Here is a 21,806-nt window from a genome sequence, read left to right on the forward strand (position 1 = left end):
CCGGCCCCTTCGCGAGCAAGCCCGCTCCCACATTGGATTTGTGGTGTTTACAAAATCCCTGTGGGAGCGGGCTTGCTCGCGAAGAGGCCACCTCGGTCTAGATGGACAACCGCAACGCCAAAGCCGCCAACGTCACCAACAACACCGGCACCGTCAACACAATCCCGACCTTGAAGTAATACCCCCAGCCAATCTGAATGTTCTTGCGCTGCAGCACATGCAACCACAACAACGTCGCCAGGCTGCCAATCGGCGTGATTTTCGGCCCCAGATCGCTGCCAATGACGTTGGCATAAATCATCGCTTCCTTAACAACACCGGTGGCCTGGCTCGCATCGATCGACAGCAAACCAATCAACACCGTCGGCAGGTTGTTCATCATCGACGACAACAGCGCCGTCAGCACGCCCGTGCCCATGGCCGCGCCCCAAATGCCGTAATGGGCGAACCCGTCGAGCCACCCGGCCAGATACCCGGTGAGCCCGGCATTGCGCAGGCCATACACCACCAGGTACATGCCCAACGAAAAAATCACGATCTGCCACGGTGCTTCTTTCATCACCTTGCGCGTGGAAATCTTGTGGCCACGTGCGGCGATGGCCAACAGCAACGCCGCACACACAGCGGAAATGGCGCTGATCGGAATGCCCAGCGGCTCAAGGGCAAAGCAGCCGAGCAGAAGAATCCCCAGCACCACCCAACCGGCATAAAACGTCGCCTTGTCGTGGATCGCGGTTGACGGACGCTCCAGTTGTTCGGGGTCGTAAGCCTTGGGAATGTCACGACGGAAAAACCACATCAGCATCCCCAGCGTGGCGGCGACACTGACGAAGTTCACCGGAATCATCACCGCCGCATACCGATTGAAGGTGATATTGAAGAAGTCCGCCGAAACGATGTTCACCAGGTTCGACACCACCAACGGCAGGCTCGCGGTGTCGGCGATGAAGCCGGCACCCATCACGAACGCCAGGGTCGCCGCCGGGGAAAAGCGCAACGCCAGCAGCATGGAAATCACGATGGGCGTCAGAATCAACGCCGCGCCGTCATTGGCAAACAACGCCGACACCAGCGCGCCGAGCAGCACCATATAAGCAAACAGTTTGCGCCCGTTGCCCCGCCCCCAACGGGCCACGTGCAACGCTGCCCAGGCAAAGAACCCCGCCTCGTCCAGCAGCAGACTGATGATGATCAGCGCCACGAAGGTGCCGGTAGCGTTCCAGATGATCTGCCACACGATCGGGATGTCACCCAGGTGCACCACCCCGAAAATCAGTGCCAGTACTGCGCCGAATGTCGCACTCCAGCCAACACCCAGGCCCTTGGGTTGCCAGATCACCAGGGTGATGGTCAGCAGAAAAATCAGCGACGCTATAAGCATGCGGAGCAGCCTTCAAAGGAAAATAGGATTAGCAGCAACGAACCGGGCGATCAGCCATTGCCTGCAAACGGTCGACATCAGCGGCCAGCCATTCAGCGTGATCGGCCAGTGCGCCTTGCAACAGCGTGATGACCCAAGGCGACAACTGCGGGTGCAGACGATAAAAAACCCACTGACCCTGACGACGGTCTGCCAGCAGGCCATGGCTGCGCAACTGCGCCAGGTGACGGGAGATCTTTGGCTGGCTGAGGTCCAGCCCGGCCGTCAATTCACACACGCACAACTCGCCTTCGCGGGCGATCAACAGTGCGATACGACTGCGGGTGTCATCGGCCAGGGCCTTGAAAATATCGACGGGACTGCGGGAGCTGGACATGAGGGGACACGCCTCTGGACAAACGAGGCGTGAATATATGGAATTTCGAATATGCAGTAAAGCAAAGACTGCTGAGACAGTTCTATGTAGCAGCTGCCGAGCAGCGCGAGGCTGCGTTCGGCGACGTAGTCGTCGTAAAATCAGACCCTGCGGTGCGTCAGGAAAACCGCGCTCGCAGGGTTTACGACGACTTCGTCGCCGAACGCAGCCTCGCGCTGCTCGGCAGCTGCTACAGGGGATTTCCAGTCACTCTTTTTTGTGTTGTTCGACCCATTTCCCATAAGCATCGATAAACTTCTGCAAGAACGGTCTCACCGACTCGGACAACTTGCCGGCCTCATCAAACGCCGAGCCAGCGCCGTTCAGATAGGCTTCCGGCTGCTGCATGCACGGCACATCCAGAAACACCATGGACTGGCGCAAGTGATGGTTGGCCCCAAACCCGCCGACAGCGCCCGGCGAAACACTGATTACCGCCCCCGGTTTGCCGCTCCAGGCACTCTTGCCATACGGGCGCGACCCTACGTCAATCGCATTCTTCAGCGGTGCCGGCACCGAGCGGTTGTATTCAGGGGTGACGAACAGCACTGCGTCGGATGAACTCACTTGTTGTCGGAAAGTGCTGTAGGCTGCCGGCGGTGAAGCGCCATCGATGTCTTCGTTGTAGAGCGGCAGATCGCCAATTTCGACGATGGTGAGCTTGAGATTGGCAGGCGCCAGGTCGGCCAGGGCCAGTGCAACCTTGCGGTTGATCGATTCCTTTCTCAAGCTGCCGACCAGTACGGCGATCGTGTAGACGTTGCTCATGGAAGATTCTCGACTGTTCGATGGAAAGACTTGTAGTTATAGATGACGATTCACCCAGTGGGCTGTTGAATTCACCGCCCCTGACTATTTTTTTCCTGTAGGAAAACTTACTTCGCTTAACCACGGTCTACAGAACCGCAAATTGAGTGATTTATCTCCAGAGGTTCTAAGCAGATGGCAGCAGTACTCGTCGGTCAGTTCCATGCAAGAGACGCGGAAGGCCGCGTTTATTCCGTGCATGAGTTCCAGGAATCCACCCCCTCGCATGACGGCCTCACTGGCTCGGCACCTGTGACCACCTACAAACTGGCCATTGGCGATCGCGTCAATAAGCTCGACGACAACCAGTTTCTGCTGGTGCAATCGAACATCACCATCGTGCGCGAGCCTGACACCTATGTCGGCAGCCGGCCGGAAACCACCACCGCCTCATAACCCCGCGTTATGAGCAGAAGTCATATGCGCGCACTTGAGTTAGGATTCAGTCACTGACTCCCTCACCTGCTGAACATGGACTTCACGCATGCGTTTACGTCATATCGAAGTGATCCACGCGCTCCTGCAGACCGGTCACGTGGGCACCGCCGCCGAATGGCTGCAGTTGCCGGTGGCCGAGGTCGAAGGCCTTTTGCGCGACGCCGAGGATCAGTTGGGGTTCATGCTGTTTTCCAGCGTGCGTGGACGTTTGCAGGCGACGCGCGAGGCGCGGGAGTTGCAGGTTGAAATCGCCCACGTCTACGATGCGCTTGAGCCGGTCCAGCGCCTGGCCAGCAGCCTCAAGCAATATCAGGCGCACCCGCTGCGCATCATCTGCACCCCGCCGCTGGCCCAACAGTTACTGCCCCACAGCATCGCGGCCCTGCGCCGACGCCTGCCCGATGCGCCTTGCACCCTGCTGAGCCAACCCACTCGCGAGATCGTCAGAAGCCTGCTGCTGCGTGAAAGCGATCTGGGTCTGAGCCTGCATGACCCCGACCACGCCGACATTCATTGCCAGGTGATTGCCCAAGGCAAACTCCAGCTGTTGGCGCCCCATGGCTGGCTGCAACCCAAGCAGAAGTACATTTCGTTGCAGGACCTGGCCGGCCAATCGATGGTTGGCCTGGAAGGTCATGATCCACTGAGTCCCGCGCTCGATAACAAACTGCATGCCTTGCGCCCTGCCCCGGTCATCCAGACGCGGGTGCAGACGCATCAGATGATGCGCAGCATGGTCGAGGCCGGGGAAGGCCTGGCGATTGTCGACCCGTTCACCGCGCTCGGCGCCAAATCGAGCGGTCTGGATGCCTGCCCGTTGGCACCAGCAGTGCCGATCAGCCTGTATGTCCTGACCCTGAAAAACGGCGAGCCAATGCCCGCCGTTCAGGTACTGCTGGAGATCATCACGGAACAAGCCGCGGCGATGTTGTCGAGCTGAGCGGGTTTTCCAACGGATTATCGAACAGGCGATACCAGAACAGCGCCACTTCGGCGGTGTTCGGGTCGATGCCGCGATAACGCAGATGATCGATCCCGCCCACCACGAAACCGCAGCGCTCATAGAGTCGGCAGGCCCCCAGATTGTTGTTCTGGGTTTCGAGCATGATCCCTGGCAACTTCTTCTTGCGACTCCAGAACTGCGCCACGTCCAGCAACGCCTTGGCCACCCCGTGGCGTCGGGCCGGCGCATGCACGGCCAGCTCGTCGATATGGGCAAAGCCGTTCCAGTTGGTGCTGACCACCAGATGCCCAACGGGCTCGTCATCCAGGTAGGCCATGAACACCGCGCTGTCGGCGGCGTCGCGGAAACTGCTGAACTCCTCGGGATCAATGCCGTAACACTTACGGTAAGGGGTGATCGGCGTTACCCGCCACAGTTCCACCGGTTTGCCGATTTCGGCTGCGCCATAGGCCGAGACTTCAAAACTGAAATCGCTGCCCCAGATATAAGGCGCGAAACCCTCGTCGGCGACACGCACCGAGAGGCCTGGGTATTTGGGATTCATGATCGGTTGCATACTCGGAAAGGTCCTCATTCCTTGATGCAATCAACGGTGTAAAGCCGTCCATTGCCCTCGTCTTCGTGTTGCAGTCCGTGCACATCAGCGACAAACCCGGGGAAGCTACTGTCGAACGTGCGAGCAAACGACAGGTAATCGATGATCGACCGGGTCGACTCGGTAAACCGCTCGCCCGGCATGATCAACGGGATGCCGGGCGGATACGGAACCAGCATCACCGCCGCAATTCGCCCCTCCAGGGCATCGATCGACACCGCCTCCACTTCACCCCGCACCAAGTGATCATAGGCGTCCGCCGGCTTCATGGCGATTTCCGGCAGCACGGTGTACATGCGCTTGAGGTGTTTGGCGGTGGCATTGCTGCGATAACAGGCGTGCAGTTGATCGCACAGATCCCGCAAGCCCATGCCCTGATAACGTGCGACGTTCTGTTGCGCGACGCACGGCAGGCACGTAGCCAGACTGACGTTGGCGTCGTAACTGCGCTTGAACTCCAGCAACTCCGTCAGCAGCGTGCTCCATTTGCCCTTGGTGATGCCCATCGAGAACAGCACCAGGAATGAATACAGGCCGGTCTTCTCCACCACCAGCCCGCGCTCCCACAGGAACTTGCTGACCACCGCCGCCGGAATCCCGCGCTCGCTCAGAGCGCCGCCCGCGGTCAGGCCGGGCATGACCAGGGTGACCTTGATCGGATCGAGCAACACGTAATCGTCGGTCACGCCACCGAAGCCATGCCAGTCGGCGTCGGGTTGCAGCAGCCAGTCTTCAGTGACCACTCGCTCGATGCCTTCCACCGACGGCGGCTGCCAGATGGAAAACCACCAGTCATCGGCGGCAATGTGCTGGCGCAGATTGGCCAGGGCACGGCGAAAACTCAGGGCCTCGTCGAACATTTCCTGTAACAGCGAACGGCCGGCCGGACCTTCCATCATCGCCGACGCCACGTCCAGCGAAGCGATGATGCTGTACTGCGGCGACGTGGAGATGTGCATCATGAACGCTTCGTTGAAGCGGTCGCGGTCCAGTTGCCGCGCGCCGCCGTCCTGGACATGAATCATCGAAGCCTGGCTGAACGCGGCCAACAGCTTGTGCGTGGAATGCGTGGTGAATACCAACGGACTGTCTTCGCCACGGGAGGTGCCCATGCCGTATCGCCCGGCGAAAAACTCGTGAAACGCCGCGTAGGCATACCAGGCCTCGTCGAAATGCAGGACCTCGACGCTGTTGCCCAGCTGCTGCTTGATCAACTCGGCGTTGTAACAGAGACCGTCATAGGTGGAATTGGTCACCACTGCCAACTTGACCCTGGGCTCACGGCCTTGGGTCAGCGGGTTGGCGTCGATCTTGGCCTGAATCGATTCGCGGCTGAATTCGCTCAGCGGAATGGGACCGATGATCCCCAGTTCATTACGCTCAGGGCACAGGTACAACGGAATCGCGCCGGTCATGATGATCGAGTGCAGCACCGACTTGTGGCAATTGCGATCCACCAGCACCAGGTCGTCACGAGCGACCATCGAATGCCAGACGATTTTGTTGGCGGTCGAGGTGCCGTTGATGACGAAAAAGGTGTGATCAGCGCCGAAATTGCGCGCGGCCCTGGCTTCCGCCTCGGCTAACGGACCTGTGTGATCGAGCAAGGAGCCTAGTTCCGGCACCGAGACTGACAAGTCCGAGCGCAGGGTGTTTTCCCCGAAAAACTGGTGGAATGCCTGGCCAACCGGACTCTTGTGATACGCCACGCCGCCGCCATGTCCGGGGGTGTGCCAGGAATAATTGGAGTCGGCCGTGTGTTGCACCAAGGCTTTAAAGAACGGCGGCAGGAGGCCATCCAGGTATTTACGCGCTGCTCGCGCGACTTGCCGGGCCAGAAAGGGCACGGTGTCTTCGAACAGATAGAGAATGCCGCGCAGTTGATTGAGCTCGGCCATGGCATCGGCCGGGGCGTTTTCCAGCGTCACCTGTTCGCCCAGCGCGAAGATCGGCAAGTCCGGCGCACGCACCCGCGCCAGGCCGATCAGCTCAGCCATATTGTGTAACAAATGCGAATGGGCGCTGGCGTCTTCAGCGGCAATCAACATGCAGGAAAGGCCGTGATGGGTCGAAGCGACCAGCCGCCCTTCGGTGTAGTCCACCGCCGAAACAATGCTGAAGCCTTCCTGCTCCAGCTCCCGGGCGATACCCCGCACGCGATCGCCGGCGACGGTGTCGGCCTTGATGTCGCGGTGGACGATCAAAACCGGGAATTTCAAATCTTTATACATGAGGCTCAGTGTCCTGAGGCTGCAAACCGTGGCCTGCCAATCACCTCAGGGTAGAGGGTTGAAGCGGATGTGGCGAGCGTCGGCGCCCCGAAGCGGGTCAATGAGTGCACCATCATGTGGCCATCAAACACTAGCTGAATAGACACGCAGGGCCCTTTGTAGCAGCTGCCGAGCTGCGCGAGGCTGCGTTCGGCGACGAAGTCGTCGTAAACCCTGCGAACGCGATTTTCCTGGCACACCGCGGGGCCTGATTTCACGACGACTTCGTCGCCGAACGCAGCCTCGCGCTGCTCGGCAGCTGCTACAGGTCTGATGTACCGGGCCCGGTCAGGCCTGTGCCTTGGCCTCGACCAATTGCTGCCACAGCGACGGCGCGCCGGCGGACTTGGCAATGGCTTCCAGGCGCGCCACGTGCCTTGCCAGGTCATCTTCGCTGGCGGGAATGATCCGGGTCGGCTGGCGATCGGCCGGCAAGCGGCGGATTTCGGTGGCGGAGTTGTCCGCGCCTTCGCCGGAACCGTTGCCGTCGGAGGCATTACCGGCCAGCGACAGGCTGGTCTGGCCGCCGGTCATGGTCAGGTAAACGTCGGCAAGGATCTCGGAGTCGAGCAAGGCGCCGTGCAGTTCACGGCCGGAGTTGTCGACGCCATAACGTTTGCACAACGCATCAAGGCTGTTGCGCTGCCCCGGGTGACGTTCCCGGGCCATCATCAGGGTGTCGAGGATCGAGCAGTGTTGCGTGATGTCGGCACGATCATGCTGGCCCATCAAGGCGAATTCGTTGTTGATGAAGCCAACGTCGAACGCCGCGTTATGGATGATCAGCTGTGCGCCCTTGATGAATTCGAAGAATTCATCAGCCACTTCGGTGAAACGCGGTTTGCCCACGAGGAATTCGTTGGTGATGCCATGGACGCCGATGGCGCCTTCGTCACTCTCGCGATCCGGTTGCAGGTAGACGTGAAAATGCCGGCCGGTCAGGCGCCGACCGATCAACTCGACACAACCGATTTCGATAATCCGGTGGCCGTCGGTCACCGGCATGCCGGTGGTTTCGGTATCGAGTACAACGGATCTGGTGGCCATCAGTGCTCAGCTCTCAACGGGTCAATCGTGCAAAAGCGGCGATGTTAACACGCTCGCGGGATCCGGCGCGCGCACAGCCGGGTGACTGACGCTCATGCAGTTTTTAACAAACATTAGCAATGTTCATGAAGTCTGGAGTAGTACGGCTTGTTAGCGTGCGGGGCTTGTTTCCAAGGGATTGAGTCCGCCATGAAGACCGCACGATTTCTATTATTGAGTACCTGCTTGTGGGGTACGGGCGCGCAGGCCACCAGTTTGGTGATCAGTACTGACGTGACGGTTAGTTTGACGCTGAGCTCGAGCAAAGGCACGAGCGGGTCATTCAGCGACGACAAGATTGTGCTGGCGGCGAAGGATGATGCGGCAGCGTTTGTGGCGAGCGAGGGAGCGATCCGCGGGGCGCGGATCGAGGCGGCGTTTTTGCGGATTCGTGGGGTAATTCCGGAAAAGTCCTATACCGACCAACAACTGGCGAGTGCGATCTTGATGCTGTGAACCCGTAACATGATCGTTCCCACGCTCTGCGTGGGAATGCTTCAAGGGACGCTCCGCGTTCCAATGGGACGCAGAGCGTCCCGGGCTGCATTCCCACGCGGAGCATGGGAACGATCAGTCTGAGGCTCAAGCCTGCTTGTACCCGCGCACTTCGTCCACGCCACGGTTGGCCAGTTGGTCGGCCCGTTCGTTGCCGTGATGGCCGATGTGCCCGCGCACCCATTTCCAGGTGACGTTGTGGCGGTTGACCTGCTCATCCAGCAGTTTCCACAAGTCAGCGTTTTTCACCGGTTCCTTCGACGCCGTTTTCCAGCCGCGCTTCTTCCAGTTGTCCATCCATTCGTTGATGCCTTTCATCACGTATTGGGAATCGGTCACCAGCAGCACATCGCAGGAACGCTTGAGTTCTTCCAGGCCGCGAATCGCGCCCATCAGCTCCATGCGGTTGTTAGTGGTGTTGGCTTCGCCGCCCCACAGTTCCTTTTCAACGCCTTTGCACACCAGCAATGCGCCCCAGCCGCCGGGGCCAGGGTTGCCTTTGCAGGCGCCATCGGTGAAGAGTTCTACGCTATCGCTCATGCCAATCTATCCAGAAAATGCGGTGGCTAGCCGATCAGTGACCGACGATGCCCGAGGTCGGGGTCAACCCGGCCGGGAAATAAAGAGTGTGTTACGGCTCGATGTTGCGACGGTTGACCTTGGCCATTGGCAGTGGAATCAGCTTGCCCATCGGTTCGCGACGTTCCTGACGCACCGGGCGCAGACCTACCACGATCTTGCGCGCCACTAATAAATAGAAGCCGCCACCGGACAGTTGCCAGTCACCGGCCTTGCGTTCCCAACCGGCCAAACGAGCCTGCCAGGCGGGTGACGCAAGCGGCGGACGATAGCACCCGAAGCGGCGTTTCTCCAGCGCGAAGCCCAGTAGATTCAGCCAGTCGCCGACCCGCGAGGGCGAAATGCAACGCGCCTTGCGCAAACCGTCGTGGGCGAACACATGGCGCAAGCCCCAGCTGCTCCAGGGATTGATCCCGATGATCAGCAGATGCCCGCCGGGGCGCACGCTGCTCGCGGCTTCACGCAGCAAACCGTGGGGCGACAGGCAGAAATCCAGACCGTGCTGCATCACCACCACATCGGCGGCATGCTCGCTCAACGGCCAGGCTTGTTCCTCACAGACGATCTCGACACCCGGTAACGGTGCACCGAGCCGCACATTGCGCTGAACTTGCGGTGCTGACGGTGGCGTCTGGGCTGACGGACCGTAATGCACCAGGTAGCCACCGAAGAAGCGCCCCAACTCGTCTTCGAGCATGCGTCGTTCTTCGTCCAGCAGAAATTGCCCGATGGGCCCGGACAGCCATTCACGGGCCGCGCTGATCAAATTCAGCCACTCAGGATCGGCCTGAGCGAACGCTTTATCGGTCATTGCATTCTCCAACGCGCCAGGAAGTTCTAAGATGCGCCATTGTTTTCCGCTTGGCGAATCCGACGATGATACAGATCAGTGCCCTGCCCGCCTTCACCGACAACTACATCTGGTTGTTACAAGACCACAGCACCCAGCGCTGCGCCGTGGTCGATCCGGGTGATGCCGCGCCCGTACAAGCCTGGCTGGCGGCGCATACGGGTTGGGTACTGAGCGATATCCTGATCACTCACCACCATCATGATCATGTGGGCGGCGTCGAGCAGCTGAAAAAAGCGACAGACGCGACAGTCTACGGCCCGGCCAGTGAAACCATCCCGGCGCGGGACGTGGCGCTCAAGGATAATGACCGCGTCAGCGTGCTGGGCTGGGAGTTCGACGTCTTTGCCGTTCCCGGACACACCCTGGGACATATTGCCTATTACCATCACGGCCTGCTGTTCTGCGGCGACACCCTTTTTGCCGCCGGTTGCGGACGCTTGTTCGAAGGCACACCGGAGCAAATGCACGCCTCGCTGAGCCGCCTCGCCGCGCTTCCCGACGACACGCTGGTCTACTGCACCCACGAATACACCCTGAGCAACCTGAAATTCGCCGCAGCGGTCGAACCGGGCAATCCGGACACCGCCGCACGTCTGGAAAAAGTCAGCGCGCAACGTGCAGCCGGAATCATGACGCTGCCCTCTACTCTGGCGCTTGAAAAGCAGACCAACCCCTTTTTACGTGTCGACGAAACATCCGTTAAAGAAAAAGTGGACGAACGGAATGGAACCCAAAACCGGGCTCCGAGTGCGGTCTTTGCTGCACTTCGGGCTTGGAAAGATAAGTTCTAAGTAGCCGGCCCGCTGGTACAAAAATTCTGAATGGTTGACCGCTGGGGGTACGCTTTCTAGAATCGCCCGACATTTTTGCCCGGAACTTACTTCCAGCCAATGTCGTCACCTATTCGCAAAGCCATCAATTCAGACGCATTGACCCGCCTGGCTCAAGCCATAGCGGTGGCTGTGTCCGCCACTCTGGCGGGCTGTTCCAGCCATGTGCCGCAGACCGAAGCGACGCACGTTCCGAATATTGCCGCGCGAGCCAAGCAGAAACCCATCTGGCTCAGCGAGAAACCCACACCGCAAATACCGCAAGACGTCTGGGAGCGCATGCGCCAAGGCTTCCAGTTGCAGGACAACCTGGGCGTCAACCCGCGCATCGAGCAACAGCGCCTGTGGTTCGCCAGCAACCCGTCCTTTCTTGAAAACGCCGGCGAACGCGGCAGCCTCTACATTCACTACATCGTCGAACGCCTTGAAGAACGCAACATGCCGCTGGAACTGGCGCTGCTGCCAGTGATTGAAAGCGCCTACAACCCGATGGCCTATTCCCGGGCCAACGCGGTGGGCCTTTGGCAATTCATTCCTTCCACCGGCCGTTACTTCAACCTGCGTCAGACCCGTTTTTATGATGGCCGTCGCGACATCACCGCCTCGACCACCGCGGCCATGGATTACCTGACCCGCCTGCACGACATGTTCAACGGTGACTGGTTGCTGGCCCTGGCGGCCTACAACGCGGGCGAAGGCACGGTCAGCCGCGCCATCGAGCGCAACGAAAAACTTGGCCTGCCGACCGATTACTGGAACCTGCCGTTGCCAGCGGAAACCCAGGCTTATGTGCCGAAGCTGCTGGCCTTGTCCCAGGTCGTACTGGCCCCCGAAGCCTACGGCGTGAACCTCAACCCGATCGCCAACGAGCCGTACTTCCAGGTCGTCGAAATCAACCAGCGCATGGACCTGTCCAAAGTTGCCGCGGTGGCCAACATCGACGAAGACGAGTTGTTCCAGCTCAACCCGGCCTTCAAACAGCGCACCACCATCGACGGCCCCCAGCATTTGCTGGTGCCAACGTCCAAGGCGCAACTGCTGACCGCCAGCCTGTCGACCATGCGTCCTGAAGAGTTGATCAGCAAGAAGTCGCTCAAGCCGGTCTTCGAAGGTGCTGATGAGTCCGAAGTTGCCAGCCTCAAACGTGCCTACCGCGTAAAACGCGGCGACAACCTGGCCGCCATCGCCAAGGCCAACAAGGTTGACGTCAAGGACCTGCAGCGCTGGAACAAGATGACCGGCAAGAACCTCAAGGTCGGCCAGACCCTGGTGATGCAGGACACCAACAAGCGCAGCAGCAGCAGCAGCAGCAGCGGTCGCGTCAACACCGTCGTGGCGGCGAACAGCAAGACCAACAGCAAAGCCGCCAAGGAAAAGCCGCAGACCCAATACAAGGTCAAGCAAGGCGACTCGTTGTACATGGTCGCCAAGCGCTTCAATGTCGAGATGCAGCATCTCAAGCGCTGGAACCCGCGTGTCGGTCAGGCGCTCAAGCCTGGACAGATGTTGACGGTTTCTTCGCCACGCTAAAACGAGCCCCTGATTTCAGGGGCTTTTTTTGCCCCCAAAGTTTTGCTCAAATCCCTGTAGCAGCCGGCGAAGCCTGCGTTCGGCTGCGCAGCAGTCGTAAAACCTGAGAATGCAGTTTTACTGAAACACCGCGCCGTCTGAATTCACGACTGCTGCGCAGCCGAACGCAGGCTTCGCCAGCTGCTACAGGGGCCGCATGTGTAATTAACAACGCATTAAGCCAGTGTCTTTTTCCTGTCGATACAAGCTGTTACTGTACGGCCCACAAAGCCCAAGCCGCCTGGATCGGATCTCTGACTTGAAGCGTCCCCTCCTCCTCTTCCTGATCAGCCTGGTCTTGAGCTCCCCCGCAAGCGCGATGATCAGCGAAAGCCATGGTTATGCGCAGTTCGGCACGCTCAAGTACCCGGCCAGATTTACCCACTTCGACTGGGTCAACCCGCAAGCGCCCAAGGGCGGTACCTTGCGGGTGATGGCGTTTGGCACCTTCGATACGCTCAATCCCTACACGTTCAAGGGCTCAAGCCCGGTTTCCACCCCCAATTTCCTGCAATACGGGATCAACGAGCTCAACGAACCGCTGATGGTCGGCACCGGCCAGTACGCACCGTCCGGTGATGAGCCGACCTCCAGTTACGGGTTGATCGCCCAATCAGTGGAATACAGCGAAGACCGCAGCTGGGTCGTTTTCAACCTGCGCCCCGAAGCGCGGTTCCACGACGGCACGCCGATTACCGCCTACGACGTTGCATTCTCCTACCGTTTGCTGCTCAAGGAAGGCCATCCGCAGTACCGCACCAGCCTTCAGGAAGTGTTGCGGGTCGACATCCTCAACCCGCAGCGCATCCGATTCGTCTTCAAGCGCGCCGGCAATCCGTTACAGATCCTGCGCCTGGGCGAATTACCAGTGCTGCCGCAGCATTACTGGAAAGGTCGTGATTTCAAGGCCACCACCTTCGAACCGCCATTGGGCAGCGGGCCGTATCGCATCACGTCGGTAACCCCCGGGCGGCAGATCATTTTCGAGCGGGTCAAGGATTACTGGGGCAAGGACTTGCCGGTCAATCGCGGCAAATACAACGTCGATCGCATGGAAGTCGAGTTCTACCGCGACAGCGATGTGGCCTTCGAAGCCTTCAAGGCCGGCGAATTCGACATCTACATCGAGCACCAGGCGAAGAACTGGGACAACGGTTACAACTTCCCGGCCGTACGCCGCGGCGACGTGATCAAGGCGCAGATCCCGCACCAGATCCCGACCCAGACCCAGGGGCTGTTCATGAACAGCCGGCGCCCGGCCTTTTCAGAAACCAACGTCCGTGAAGCGCTGGGGCTGATGTTCGACTTCGAGTGGACCAACCGCACCCTGTTCAGCGGCGCGTACAAACGCGCCATGAGTTACTACCCCAATAGCGAATTCTCCGCGACAGGCCTGCCGGTCGGGCACGAATGGCTGATACTTAAGCCGTATCGCGAGCAGTTGCCCGCCAAGCTCTTCACCGAGCCGTTCAGCCTGCCCAAGACCGATGGACGCGGCATTCCCCGGGAAACCATGCGCAAGGCCCTGGCGCTCCTCGCCGAAGCCGGCTGGAAGCTCAACGGGCAACGGATAGAGAACGCCAAAGGCCAGCCGCTCAAGCTTGAGATCCTGCTGGTCAACCCGAACCTGGAACGCATCCTTCAGCCTTACGTCGAGAACCTCGCCAGCATTGGCATCGACGCGCGGCTGCGCACGGTCGATCGCGCCCAGTACAAACAACGCCTGGATCAGTTCGATTTCGACATGATCCTGATGACTCAAAACCAGACCCTCAGCCCGGGCCTGGAGCAATGGCAGTATTTCCATTCCAGCCAGGTCGGGGTCAAGGGCAGTAAAAACTACGCCGGCATCGCCAACCCGGTGGTCGATCACCTGCTCGAACAATTGCTTTCCGCGCAAACCCGCGACGAACAAGTGGCCGCCGGTAGAGCCCTCGATCGGGTCTTGCTGTGGCAGCACTACATCATTCCCAACTGGTATATCAATTATCACCGCCTGGCCTACCGCAACCGGTTCGCCTTTGTCGCCACGCCGCCCTACACCCTGGGCCTCTCCGCGTGGTGGCTGAAATCTTCGGAGAAAGATCGATGAAACCCGTACGCGCCCTGCTCTTGCAGGCCAGCGGTCTGCTGTTCGCCGGGCTGGCCTGCGCCGCCCCGCAACATGCCGTGACCCTCTACAACGAGCCGCCGAAATACCCGGCCGACTTCAAGCATTTCGACTACGTGAACCCTGACGCGCCCAAGGGCGGGATCTTTCGCCAGGCCGGGTTCGGCGGCTTCGACAGCCTCAATCCGTTCATCAGCAAAGGCGTGCCGGCAGACGACATCGGCATGATCTACGACACCCTGGCCAAACAGGGTCTGGACGAGCCCTTCACCGAATACGGGCTGGTCGCCGGCAAGATCGAGAAAGCCCCGGACAACAGTTGGGTGCGTTTCTACCTGCGTCCTGAAGGTCGCTTCCACGACGGTCATCCGATCCGCGCCGAAGACGTGGTGTTCAGCTTCCAGATGCTGACCAAGGACGGCGCCCCGCTCTATCGCGGTTACTACAGCGATGTCGAGGAAGCGGTCGCCGAAGACCCGCTCACCGTGCTGTTCAAGTTCAAGCACAGCAACAACCGCGAACTGCCGCTGATCCTCGGCCAGTTGCCGGTGTTGCCGAAGCACTGGTGGGCGAACCGCGACTTCAATAAGGGCAACCTTGAAATCCCCTTGGGCAGCGGCCCCTACAAGGTCACCGAAGTGAAGGCCGGGCGCTCGATTCGCTATGAGCGGGTCAAGGATTACTGGGGCAAGGACCTGCCGGCCAACCGTGGCTTCTACAATTTCGACGTGATGACCACCGACTACTACCGTGACAACACGGTAGCGCTGGAAGCCCTAAAGGCCGGTCAGTTCGATTTCTGGCTGGAGATGAGCGCGAAGAACTGGGCTAACGCCTACAACATCCCGGCGGTCACCGAAGGCCGATTGAACAAGGAACAAATCCCCAACGGCAACCCGACCGGCATGCAGGGCTTTGTGTTCAACCTGCGCCGCCCGGTGTTTCAGGACGTGCGCGTGCGCCAGGCGTTCACGTTGTTGCTGGACTTCGAGTGGACCAACAAGCAGCTGTTCAACGGTGCCTATGTGCGCACCCGCAGCTTCTTCGAAAACTCGGAAATGGCCGCGACCGGTCTGCCCGACGCCGATCAACTAGCGATCCTCGACCCGTTCCGCGGCAAGATCCCCGAGCAGGTGTTCAGCGAAGCGTTCCAGAACCCGGTGACCGACGCCAGCGGCATGATCCGCACGCAGCAGCGCAAGGCTTATCAGCTGTTGCAGGAAGCCGGCTGGCGGATCGTCGACGACAAGATGGTCGACGCCACCGGCAAACCGGTGAATATCGAATTCCTGCTGGCCCAGACCGAATTCGAAAGGGTGCTGCTGCCGTTCAAGCGCAACCTCAGCGACCTGGGCATTGACCTGGTGATCCGCCGGGTCGATGTCTCGCAATACATCAACCGCGTGCGTTCACGGGACTTCGACATGATCGTCGGCAGCTTCCCGCAGTCCAACTCGCCGGGCAATGAACAGCGCGAATTCTGGATGTCCGCCGCGGCCGACAAACCCGGCAGTCGCAACTCCATGGGCCTCAAGGATCCGGTGGTCGATCAACTGGTCGAGCAGTTGATCAACGCCGATTCGCGCAAAAGCCTGGTCGCCCACGCCCGGGCACTGGACCGCGTGCTGCAATGGGGTTATTACGTGATCCCCAACTGGCACATCAAGACTTGGCGCGTGGCGTACTGGAACCACATCGGTCACCCGAAAGTCTCTCCCAAGTACGACATCGGCACGAACACCTGGTGGGTCAAGCCCGATGCGACACCGGCGATAGAAGTCGAAACCAAACTGCAAGCCGACCCTGCAGGCACGGAGTAATCAGATGCTGGCGTATATTTTTCGGCGACTGCTGCTGATCATCCCGACCCTGCTCGGCATTTTGCTGATCAACTTCGTGATCATCCAGGCCGCCCCCGGCGGGCCGGTGGAGCAGATGATCGCCAAGCTCGAAGGCTTCGAAGGCGCCACCAGCCGCATTGCCGGCGGCGGTGCCGAAGTCTCGGTCGCAGGCTCCGCCTATCGCGGCGCCCAAGGCCTGGACCCGATGCTGGTCAAGGAAATCGAGCACATGTACGGCTTCGACAAATCGGCGCCGGAACGCTTGTGGATCATGATCAAGAACTACGCCACCCTGGATTTCGGCGACAGCTTCTTCCGCGACGCCAAGGTCATCGACCTGATCAAGGAAAAGATGCCGGTGTCGATCTCGCTCGGGCTGTGGAGCACGCTGATCATGTACCTGGTGTCGATCCCGCTGGGGATCGCCAAGGCAACGCGACACGGCAGCCACTTCGACGTCTGGACCAGCTCATTGATCATCGTCGGCTATGCGATCCCGGCGTTCCTGTTCGCGATCCTGCTGATCGTGGTGTTCGCCGGCGGCAGCTACCTGGACTGGTTCCCGCTCAGGGGGCTGACTTCGAACAACTTCGATGAACTGAGCACGGGCGGCAAGATCCTCGATTACTTCTGGCACCTGGCATTGCCGGTGACCGCGCTGGTGATCGGCAACTTCGCGACCATGACCCTGCTGACCAAGAACAGCTTCCTCGACGAAATCAACAAACAGTACGTAGTCACCGCCAAGGCCAAAGGCCTGACCAATCACCGCGTGCTTTACGGTCATGTGTTCCGCAATGCGATGCTGCTGGTGATCGCCGGCTTCCCGTCGGCGTTTATCGGGATCTTCTTCACCGGCTCGCTGCTGGTGGAAGTGATTTTCTCTCTGGATGGCCTCGGATTGATGAGCTTCGAAGCGGCGATCAACCGCGATTACCCGGTGGTGTTCGGCACGCTGTTTATCTTCACCTTGCTCGGTCTGGTGGTGAAACTGATCGGTGACCTCACCTACACCTTTGTCGATCCGCGCATCGACTTCGAAAGCCGGGAGCATTGAGATGAATCTGTCCCCGCTCAATCGCCGGCGTTTCGAACTGTTCAAGGCCAACAAGCGTGGCTGGTGGTCGCTGTGGCTGTTTCTGGTGCTGTTCGGCCTGAGCCTCGGCGCCGAGCTGATTGCCAACGACAAACCGCTGGTGGTGCATTACGACAACGGCTGGTACTTCCCGGCGCTCAAGCGCTACCCGGAAACCGCGTTCGGTGGCGAATTCCCGCTGGAAGCCAACTACAAGAGCCCGTATATCCGCGAATTGCTCAAGGCCAAGGATGCCTGGGTCTTGTGGGCGCCGATTCCCTACAGCTACCAGAGCATCAACTACGACCTGAAAGTCCCGGCGCCCGCCCCGCCTTCAGCCGACAACCTGCTCGGCACCGACGATCAGGGCCGCGATGTGTTGGCCCGGGTGATTTACGGCTTCCGGATTTCGGTGTTGTTTGCCCTGACCCTGACCATTCTCAGCTCAATCATTGGCGTGATTGCCGGGGCCTTGCAGGGGTTCTATGGCGGCTGGGTCGACCTGGCCGGGCAGCGTTTCCTGGAGATCTGGTCCGGGCTGCCGGTGCTGTATCTGCTGATCATCCTCGCCAGTTTCGTGCAGCCGAACTTCTGGTGGCTGCTGGGGATCATGCTGCTGTTCTCGTGGATGAGCCTGGTGGACGTGGTACGCGCCGAGTTCCTGCGCGGGCGTAATCTGGAATACGTGCGCGCGGCCCGGGCGCTGGGGATGCAGAATGGCGCGATCATGTTCCGTCACATTTTGCCCAACGCCATGGTCTCGACCATGACCTTCATGCCGTTCATTTTGACCGGCGCCATCGGCACACTGACCGCCCTCGACTTCCTGGGCTTCGGTTTGCCGCCGGGCGCGCCTTCCCTGGGTGAACTGGTGGCCCAGGGCAAATCCAACCTGCAAGCGCCGTGGCTCGGCATGAGCGCGTTTGCCGTGCTGGCATTGATGTTGAGTTTGCTGGTGTTCATCGGCGAGTCCGCTCGCGATGCCTTCGACCCGAGGAAGTGAAATGAATCAGGACAATCTGATCGAAGTGCGCGACCTGGCCGTCGAATTCGTCGTCGGCGACCACTGTCAGCGGGTGGTGGAAGGCGTCAGCTTCGACATCAAACGCGGCGAAACCCTGGCGCTGGTGGGCGAAAGCGGCTCCGGTAAGTCGGTGACCGCGCACTCGATCCTGCGACTGCTGCCCTACCCGCTCGCCCGGCATCCGTCGGGGACCATCGAGTATTCCGGGCAAAACCTGCTGAGTCTGAAAGAGAAAACCATCCGCCACATCCGCGGCAACCGGATCGCGATGATCTTCCAGGAGCCGATGACCTCGCTCAATCCGCTGCACTCGATCGAGAAACAGATCAACGAAGTGCTGGGCATTCACAAAGGTTTGATCGGCAAAGTCGCGACCAAGCGCACGCTGGAGTTGCTGGAGATGGTAGGCATTCCAGAGCCGGAGAAACGTCTCAAGGCCCTGCCCCACGAATTGTCCGGCGGCCAGCGTCAGCGGGTGATGATCGCCATGGCCCTGGCCAACGAGCCGGAACTGCTGATCGCCGACGAGCCGACCACCGCGCTGGACGTGACCGTCCAGCTGAAAATCCTCGAATTGCTCAAGGAATTGCAGGCCCGCCTGGGCATGGCATTGCTACTGATCAGTCACGATTTGAACCTTGTGCGAAGAATTGCGCATCGCGTATGTGTCATGCAGCGCGGTTGCATCGTCGAACAGGCATCGTGCGAAGAGTTGTTCCGCGCGCCGCAGCATCCGTACACTCGGGAACTGCTGGCAGCGGAGCCCAGCGGCAAGCCGGCAACCAACGTGATTGGCCCGCCGCTGCTGCAGGTCGAGGACCTGAAAGTCTGGTTCCCGATCAAGAAAGGCTTTCTGAAAAAGACTGTCGACCACATCAAAGCGGTGGACGGGATCAATTTCAGCCTGCCTCAAGGCCAGACCTTGGGGATTGTGGGAGAAAGCGGTTCGGGCAAGTCGACGCTCGGTCTGGCGATTTTGCGGCTGATCGGCAGCAAAGGCGCCATCCGTTTTGAAGGCAAGCAGCTAGACTGCCTGACGCAGGCCGAGGTTCGACCGTTGCGCCGGGAGATGCAGGTGGTGTTTCAGGACCCGTTCGGCAGCCTGAGCCCGCGGATGTGCGTGAGCCAGATCGTCGGCGAAGGCCTGCGGATCCACAAGATGGGCACCGAGGCGGAACAGGAACAAGCGATTATTGCGGCATTGAAGGAGGTAGGCCTGGACCCGGAAACCCGGAACCGCTACCCCCACGAATTTTCCGGTGGGCAGCGGCAGAGAATCGCCATTGCCCGGGCGTTAGTGCTAAAACCGGCGTTGATTTTGCTGGACGAGCCGACCTCGGCCCTCGACCGCACTGTGCAACGCCAGGTGGTGGAGCTTTTGCGTTCACTGCAAACCAAGTACAACCTGACGTATCTGTTTATCAGCCATGACCTGGCTGTCGTCAAGGCGCTGAGCCACCAGCTGATGGTGGTCAAGCAAGGCCAAGTGGTCGAACAGGGAGACGCGCAAAGTATTTTTGCCGCCCCCCAACATCCGTATACACAGCAGTTGCTGGAAGCCGCTTTCCTGGCTCCGGCCACTGCGCAATAACCTGAAAGAGAGGAGCAACACATGGGTTTTCTCGCCGGTAAGCGCGTACTGATCGTCGGTGTCGCCAGCAAGCTGTCCATCGCATCCGGCATCGCTGCCGCCATGCATCGCGAGGGCGCTGAGCTTGCCTTCACTTATCAGAACGACAAACTCAAGGGTCGTGTCGAAGAGTTCGCACAAAGCTGGGGTTCCAACCCTGACCTGTGCTTCCCGTGCGACGTGGCCAGCGATGAAGAAATCGCCAAGGTCTTCGTCGAGCTGGGCAAGAAGTGGGATGGCCTGGATTGCATCGTGCACTCCGTCGGCTTCGCCCCGGGCGACCAACTGGACGGCGACTTCACCGAAGCCACCACCCGTGAAGGTTTCCGCATCGCTCACGACATCAGCGCCTACAGCTTCGTGGCCCTGGCCAAGGCCGGTCGCGAAATGATGAAAGGCCGCAACGGCAGCCTGCTGACCCTGTCGTACCTGGGCGCCGAGCGCACCATGCCGAACTACAACGTGATGGGCATGGCCAAGGCTTCGCTGGAAGCTGGCGTACGTTACCTGGCCGGCTCTCTGGGCCCGGACGGCACCCGCGTCAACTGCGTATCGGCCGGCCCGATTCGTACTCTGGCTGCTTCGGGTATCAAGAACTTCCGCAAGATGCTGGCCGCCAACGAAGCGCAAACCCCGCTGCGTCGCAACGTCACCATCGACGAAGTCGGCAACGCCGGCGCCTTCCTGTGCTCGGACCTGGCGTCCGGCATCAGCGGCGAAATCATGTATGTAGACGGTGGCTTCAACACCACTGCGATGGGTAGCCTGGAAGAGTGATCTTTCGCTAGCCACTAAAAAACCCGCCTCCTCAGGCGGGTTTTTTGTGCCCGAAATTTCAAGCCTGACGCAAATCACCTGTGGGAGCGGGTTTGCTCACGAAAGCGGTTGATCATTCAACATTGATGTCGCCTGACACTCCGCCTTCGCGAGCAAGCCCGCTCCCACAGGGGGGATGGTGGTTAGTTTTCGAATTCGGTGAGGCACCTCGCAAACAGCTGCTGGATCGGCTGCGTACGCTGGCTGTAGCGCTGCAACAGCACAATCTCCCGATAGAACGTCAACTCGCCCAGCGGGATGATCCTGACCTTCGCCCCATGCTCAAGCCATAACCCGGCCTCGGGCAGCAGTGAAACGCCGAACCCGCATTCAACCATCTTCACAATGGCTTCCAGCTCATCCAGTTCCATTGCCACGTGCACATCAATCTGTTGTTCACGCAAGAATCGCGTGATCAACCGTCCTCCGAATGAATTGCTGTCGTAACGCACGTGCGGGTGGCTCGCGAGGATCTCCAACGGATCATCGCCCTCAAGGTCCATCGGCACGATCAACACGAACGGCTCCCGGCGAATCACCTGCGCCGACAGCTCCTTTGGCAGTTCGAACGGCGGCTTGATCAGAATCGCCAGGTCCACCTCACCGCTATCGACCTGACTCAGCAAACTCATCGACACGCCCGGCACCAGTTTCGGCTCCAGTAGCGGTGCCTGCTCCTTCAACCGCAAAAATGCCTGGGGCAACAACCCGGTCTGGACCGTGGCCACCGCGCCAATTTTCAACTCGCCACGGTACTCGCTGACGTCATCGCTGACAGCCATTCGGTTGAACGTCGTGAGGATCTCCTGCGCCATCGGCAATGCCCGTTGCCCTGCGGCATTGAGAATCGCCTGACGCCCGGTGCGGTCGAACAAGCGGATGCCCAGCGCCTGTTCCAGATTGCGTATTTGCGCGCTGACTGCCGACTGGGTCAAGCCGATGTGCATCCCGGCAGCCGCGAACGTGCCGTAGCGCGTCACCGCGATGAAGGTTTTCAATTCACGCAACATAGGCGTTCTCGACTGATC

20 protein-coding genes are annotated in these 21,806 nt (G+C 59.9%); 11 read left to right on the forward strand and 9 right to left on the reverse strand.

Translation table 11 applies throughout. From position 1 onward, the window contains the following. Positions 1-97: 97 nt before the first annotated feature. The 3 genes from ACA072_RS15560 to ACA072_RS15570 form a co-directional block, all read right to left on the reverse strand. The gene (locus ACA072_RS15560; RefSeq protein WP_497618769.1) at positions 98-1,381 is read right to left on the reverse strand and encodes an arsenic transporter; all 1,284 of its coding nucleotides are present in this window, start codon (positions 1,379-1,381) and stop codon (positions 98-100) included. A gap of 28 nt (positions 1,382-1,409) precedes the next feature. After that, positions 1,410-1,757 carry a metalloregulator ArsR/SmtB family transcription factor gene (locus tag ACA072_RS15565; protein ID WP_497618771.1) on the reverse strand — a complete coding sequence of 116 codons (348 nt, stop codon included), beginning with the start codon at positions 1,755-1,757 and terminating at the stop codon, positions 1,410-1,412. A gap of 246 nt (positions 1,758-2,003) precedes the next feature. Continuing rightward, positions 2,004-2,564 carry an NADPH-dependent FMN reductase gene (locus tag ACA072_RS15570; protein WP_497618773.1) on the reverse strand — a complete coding sequence of 187 codons (561 nt, stop codon included), beginning with the start codon at positions 2,562-2,564 and terminating at the stop codon, positions 2,004-2,006. Between the two features lie 174 nt (positions 2,565-2,738). On the opposite strand from ACA072_RS15570, the gene ACA072_RS15575 reads away from it, so the two are divergent. Both ACA072_RS15575 and ACA072_RS15580 read left to right on the forward strand, forming a co-directional pair. Beyond that, positions 2,739-2,999: a hypothetical protein gene (locus ACA072_RS15575; RefSeq protein ID WP_497618775.1), complete on the forward strand. Its 261-nt coding sequence runs from the start codon at positions 2,739-2,741 to the stop codon at positions 2,997-2,999. Positions 3,000-3,087: 88 nt separating this feature from the next. Further along, positions 3,088-3,981, forward strand: a complete 894-nt coding sequence (locus tag ACA072_RS15580; RefSeq protein WP_497618776.1) for a LysR family transcriptional regulator — start codon at positions 3,088-3,090, stop codon at positions 3,979-3,981. On the opposite strand, the gene ACA072_RS15585 is transcribed toward ACA072_RS15580, so the two are convergent. The 3 genes from ACA072_RS15585 to dnaQ all read right to left on the reverse strand — a co-directional run bounded on the left by ACA072_RS15585 (position 3,947) and on the right by dnaQ (position 7,917). Continuing rightward, a complete protein-coding gene (locus ACA072_RS15585) occupies positions 3,947-4,561 on the reverse strand; it encodes a GNAT family N-acetyltransferase (RefSeq protein WP_497618778.1) in 615 nt (204 codons plus the stop codon). The two genes, ACA072_RS15580 and ACA072_RS15585, sit on opposite strands and share 35 nt — an antisense overlap. Positions 4,562-4,575: 14 nt before the next feature. Next, positions 4,576-6,831 carry an Orn/Lys/Arg family decarboxylase gene (locus tag ACA072_RS15590; protein WP_497618780.1) on the reverse strand — a complete coding sequence of 752 codons (2,256 nt, stop codon included), beginning with the start codon at positions 6,829-6,831 and terminating at the stop codon, positions 4,576-4,578. A 327-nt stretch (positions 6,832-7,158) separates the two neighbouring features. Next, complete coding sequence (gene dnaQ, locus ACA072_RS15595; RefSeq protein WP_010459800.1) at positions 7,159-7,917, reverse strand: DNA polymerase III subunit epsilon; 759 nt, start codon at positions 7,915-7,917, stop codon at positions 7,159-7,161. A gap of 189 nt (positions 7,918-8,106) precedes the next feature. On the opposite strand from dnaQ, the gene ACA072_RS15600 reads away from it, so the two are divergent. Then, positions 8,107-8,412 carry a DUF2388 domain-containing protein gene (locus ACA072_RS15600; RefSeq protein ID WP_497451672.1) on the forward strand — a complete coding sequence of 102 codons (306 nt, stop codon included), beginning with the start codon at positions 8,107-8,109 and terminating at the stop codon, positions 8,410-8,412. 126 nt (positions 8,413-8,538) lie between these two features. Here ACA072_RS15600 and rnhA read toward each other — a convergent pair whose 3' ends face one another. Together rnhA and ACA072_RS15610 are read right to left on the reverse strand one after the other, a co-directional pair. Then, positions 8,539-8,991 (reverse strand): ribonuclease HI, encoded by a 453-nt coding sequence (gene rnhA / locus ACA072_RS15605; protein WP_497618782.1) that lies wholly within the window; start codon positions 8,989-8,991, stop codon positions 8,539-8,541. Between the two features lie 91 nt (positions 8,992-9,082). Further along, a complete protein-coding gene (locus ACA072_RS15610; protein WP_010459795.1) occupies positions 9,083-9,841 on the reverse strand; it encodes a class I SAM-dependent methyltransferase in 759 nt (252 codons plus the stop codon). Positions 9,842-9,906: 65 nt separating this feature from the next. Between ACA072_RS15610 and gloB the strand changes: the two genes are divergently transcribed. The 8 genes from gloB to fabI all read left to right on the forward strand — a co-directional run bounded on the left by gloB (position 9,907) and on the right by fabI (position 20,739). Further along, positions 9,907-10,674: a hydroxyacylglutathione hydrolase gene (gene gloB, locus ACA072_RS15615; RefSeq protein ID WP_497618784.1), complete on the forward strand. Its 768-nt coding sequence runs from the start codon at positions 9,907-9,909 to the stop codon at positions 10,672-10,674. Between the two features lie 99 nt (positions 10,675-10,773). After that, on the forward strand, positions 10,774-12,243 hold the full coding sequence (locus ACA072_RS15620) for a transglycosylase SLT domain-containing protein (protein WP_497618786.1): 1,470 nt from the start codon (positions 10,774-10,776) through the stop codon (positions 12,241-12,243). Positions 12,244-12,601: 358 nt separating this feature from the next. Beyond that, the gene (locus tag ACA072_RS15625) at positions 12,602-14,374 is read left to right on the forward strand and encodes an extracellular solute-binding protein (protein ID WP_497624995.1); all 1,773 of its coding nucleotides are present in this window, start codon (positions 12,602-12,604) and stop codon (positions 14,372-14,374) included. Further along, positions 14,371-16,212: an extracellular solute-binding protein gene (locus ACA072_RS15630; protein WP_497618788.1), complete on the forward strand. Its 1,842-nt coding sequence runs from the start codon at positions 14,371-14,373 to the stop codon at positions 16,210-16,212. The genes ACA072_RS15625 and ACA072_RS15630 overlap by 4 nt, the downstream gene beginning before the upstream one ends. A 4-nt stretch (positions 16,213-16,216) precedes the next feature. Next, a complete protein-coding gene (locus ACA072_RS15635) occupies positions 16,217-17,290 on the forward strand; it encodes a microcin C ABC transporter permease YejB (RefSeq protein WP_010459785.1) in 1,074 nt (357 codons plus the stop codon). A 1-nt stretch (position 17,291) separates the two neighbouring features. Continuing rightward, positions 17,292-18,311 carry an ABC transporter permease gene (locus tag ACA072_RS15640; RefSeq protein ID WP_010459784.1) on the forward strand — a complete coding sequence of 340 codons (1,020 nt, stop codon included), beginning with the start codon at positions 17,292-17,294 and terminating at the stop codon, positions 18,309-18,311. A gap of 1 nt (position 18,312) precedes the next feature. Further along, positions 18,313-19,923 carry an ABC transporter ATP-binding protein gene (locus tag ACA072_RS15645; protein ID WP_497618791.1) on the forward strand — a complete coding sequence of 537 codons (1,611 nt, stop codon included), beginning with the start codon at positions 18,313-18,315 and terminating at the stop codon, positions 19,921-19,923. 21 nt (positions 19,924-19,944) lie between these two features. Then, a complete protein-coding gene (fabI, locus tag ACA072_RS15650) occupies positions 19,945-20,739 on the forward strand; it encodes an enoyl-ACP reductase FabI (protein WP_008152082.1) in 795 nt (264 codons plus the stop codon). Positions 20,740-20,921: 182 nt separating this feature from the next. Here fabI and ACA072_RS15655 read toward each other — a convergent pair whose 3' ends face one another. Then, a complete protein-coding gene (locus ACA072_RS15655) occupies positions 20,922-21,788 on the reverse strand; it encodes a LysR family transcriptional regulator (protein WP_497618793.1) in 867 nt (288 codons plus the stop codon). Between the last annotated feature and the right edge of the window lie 18 nt (positions 21,789-21,806).

The sequence above is a fragment of the Pseudomonas sp. LBUM1656 genome, assembly GCF_059716065.1.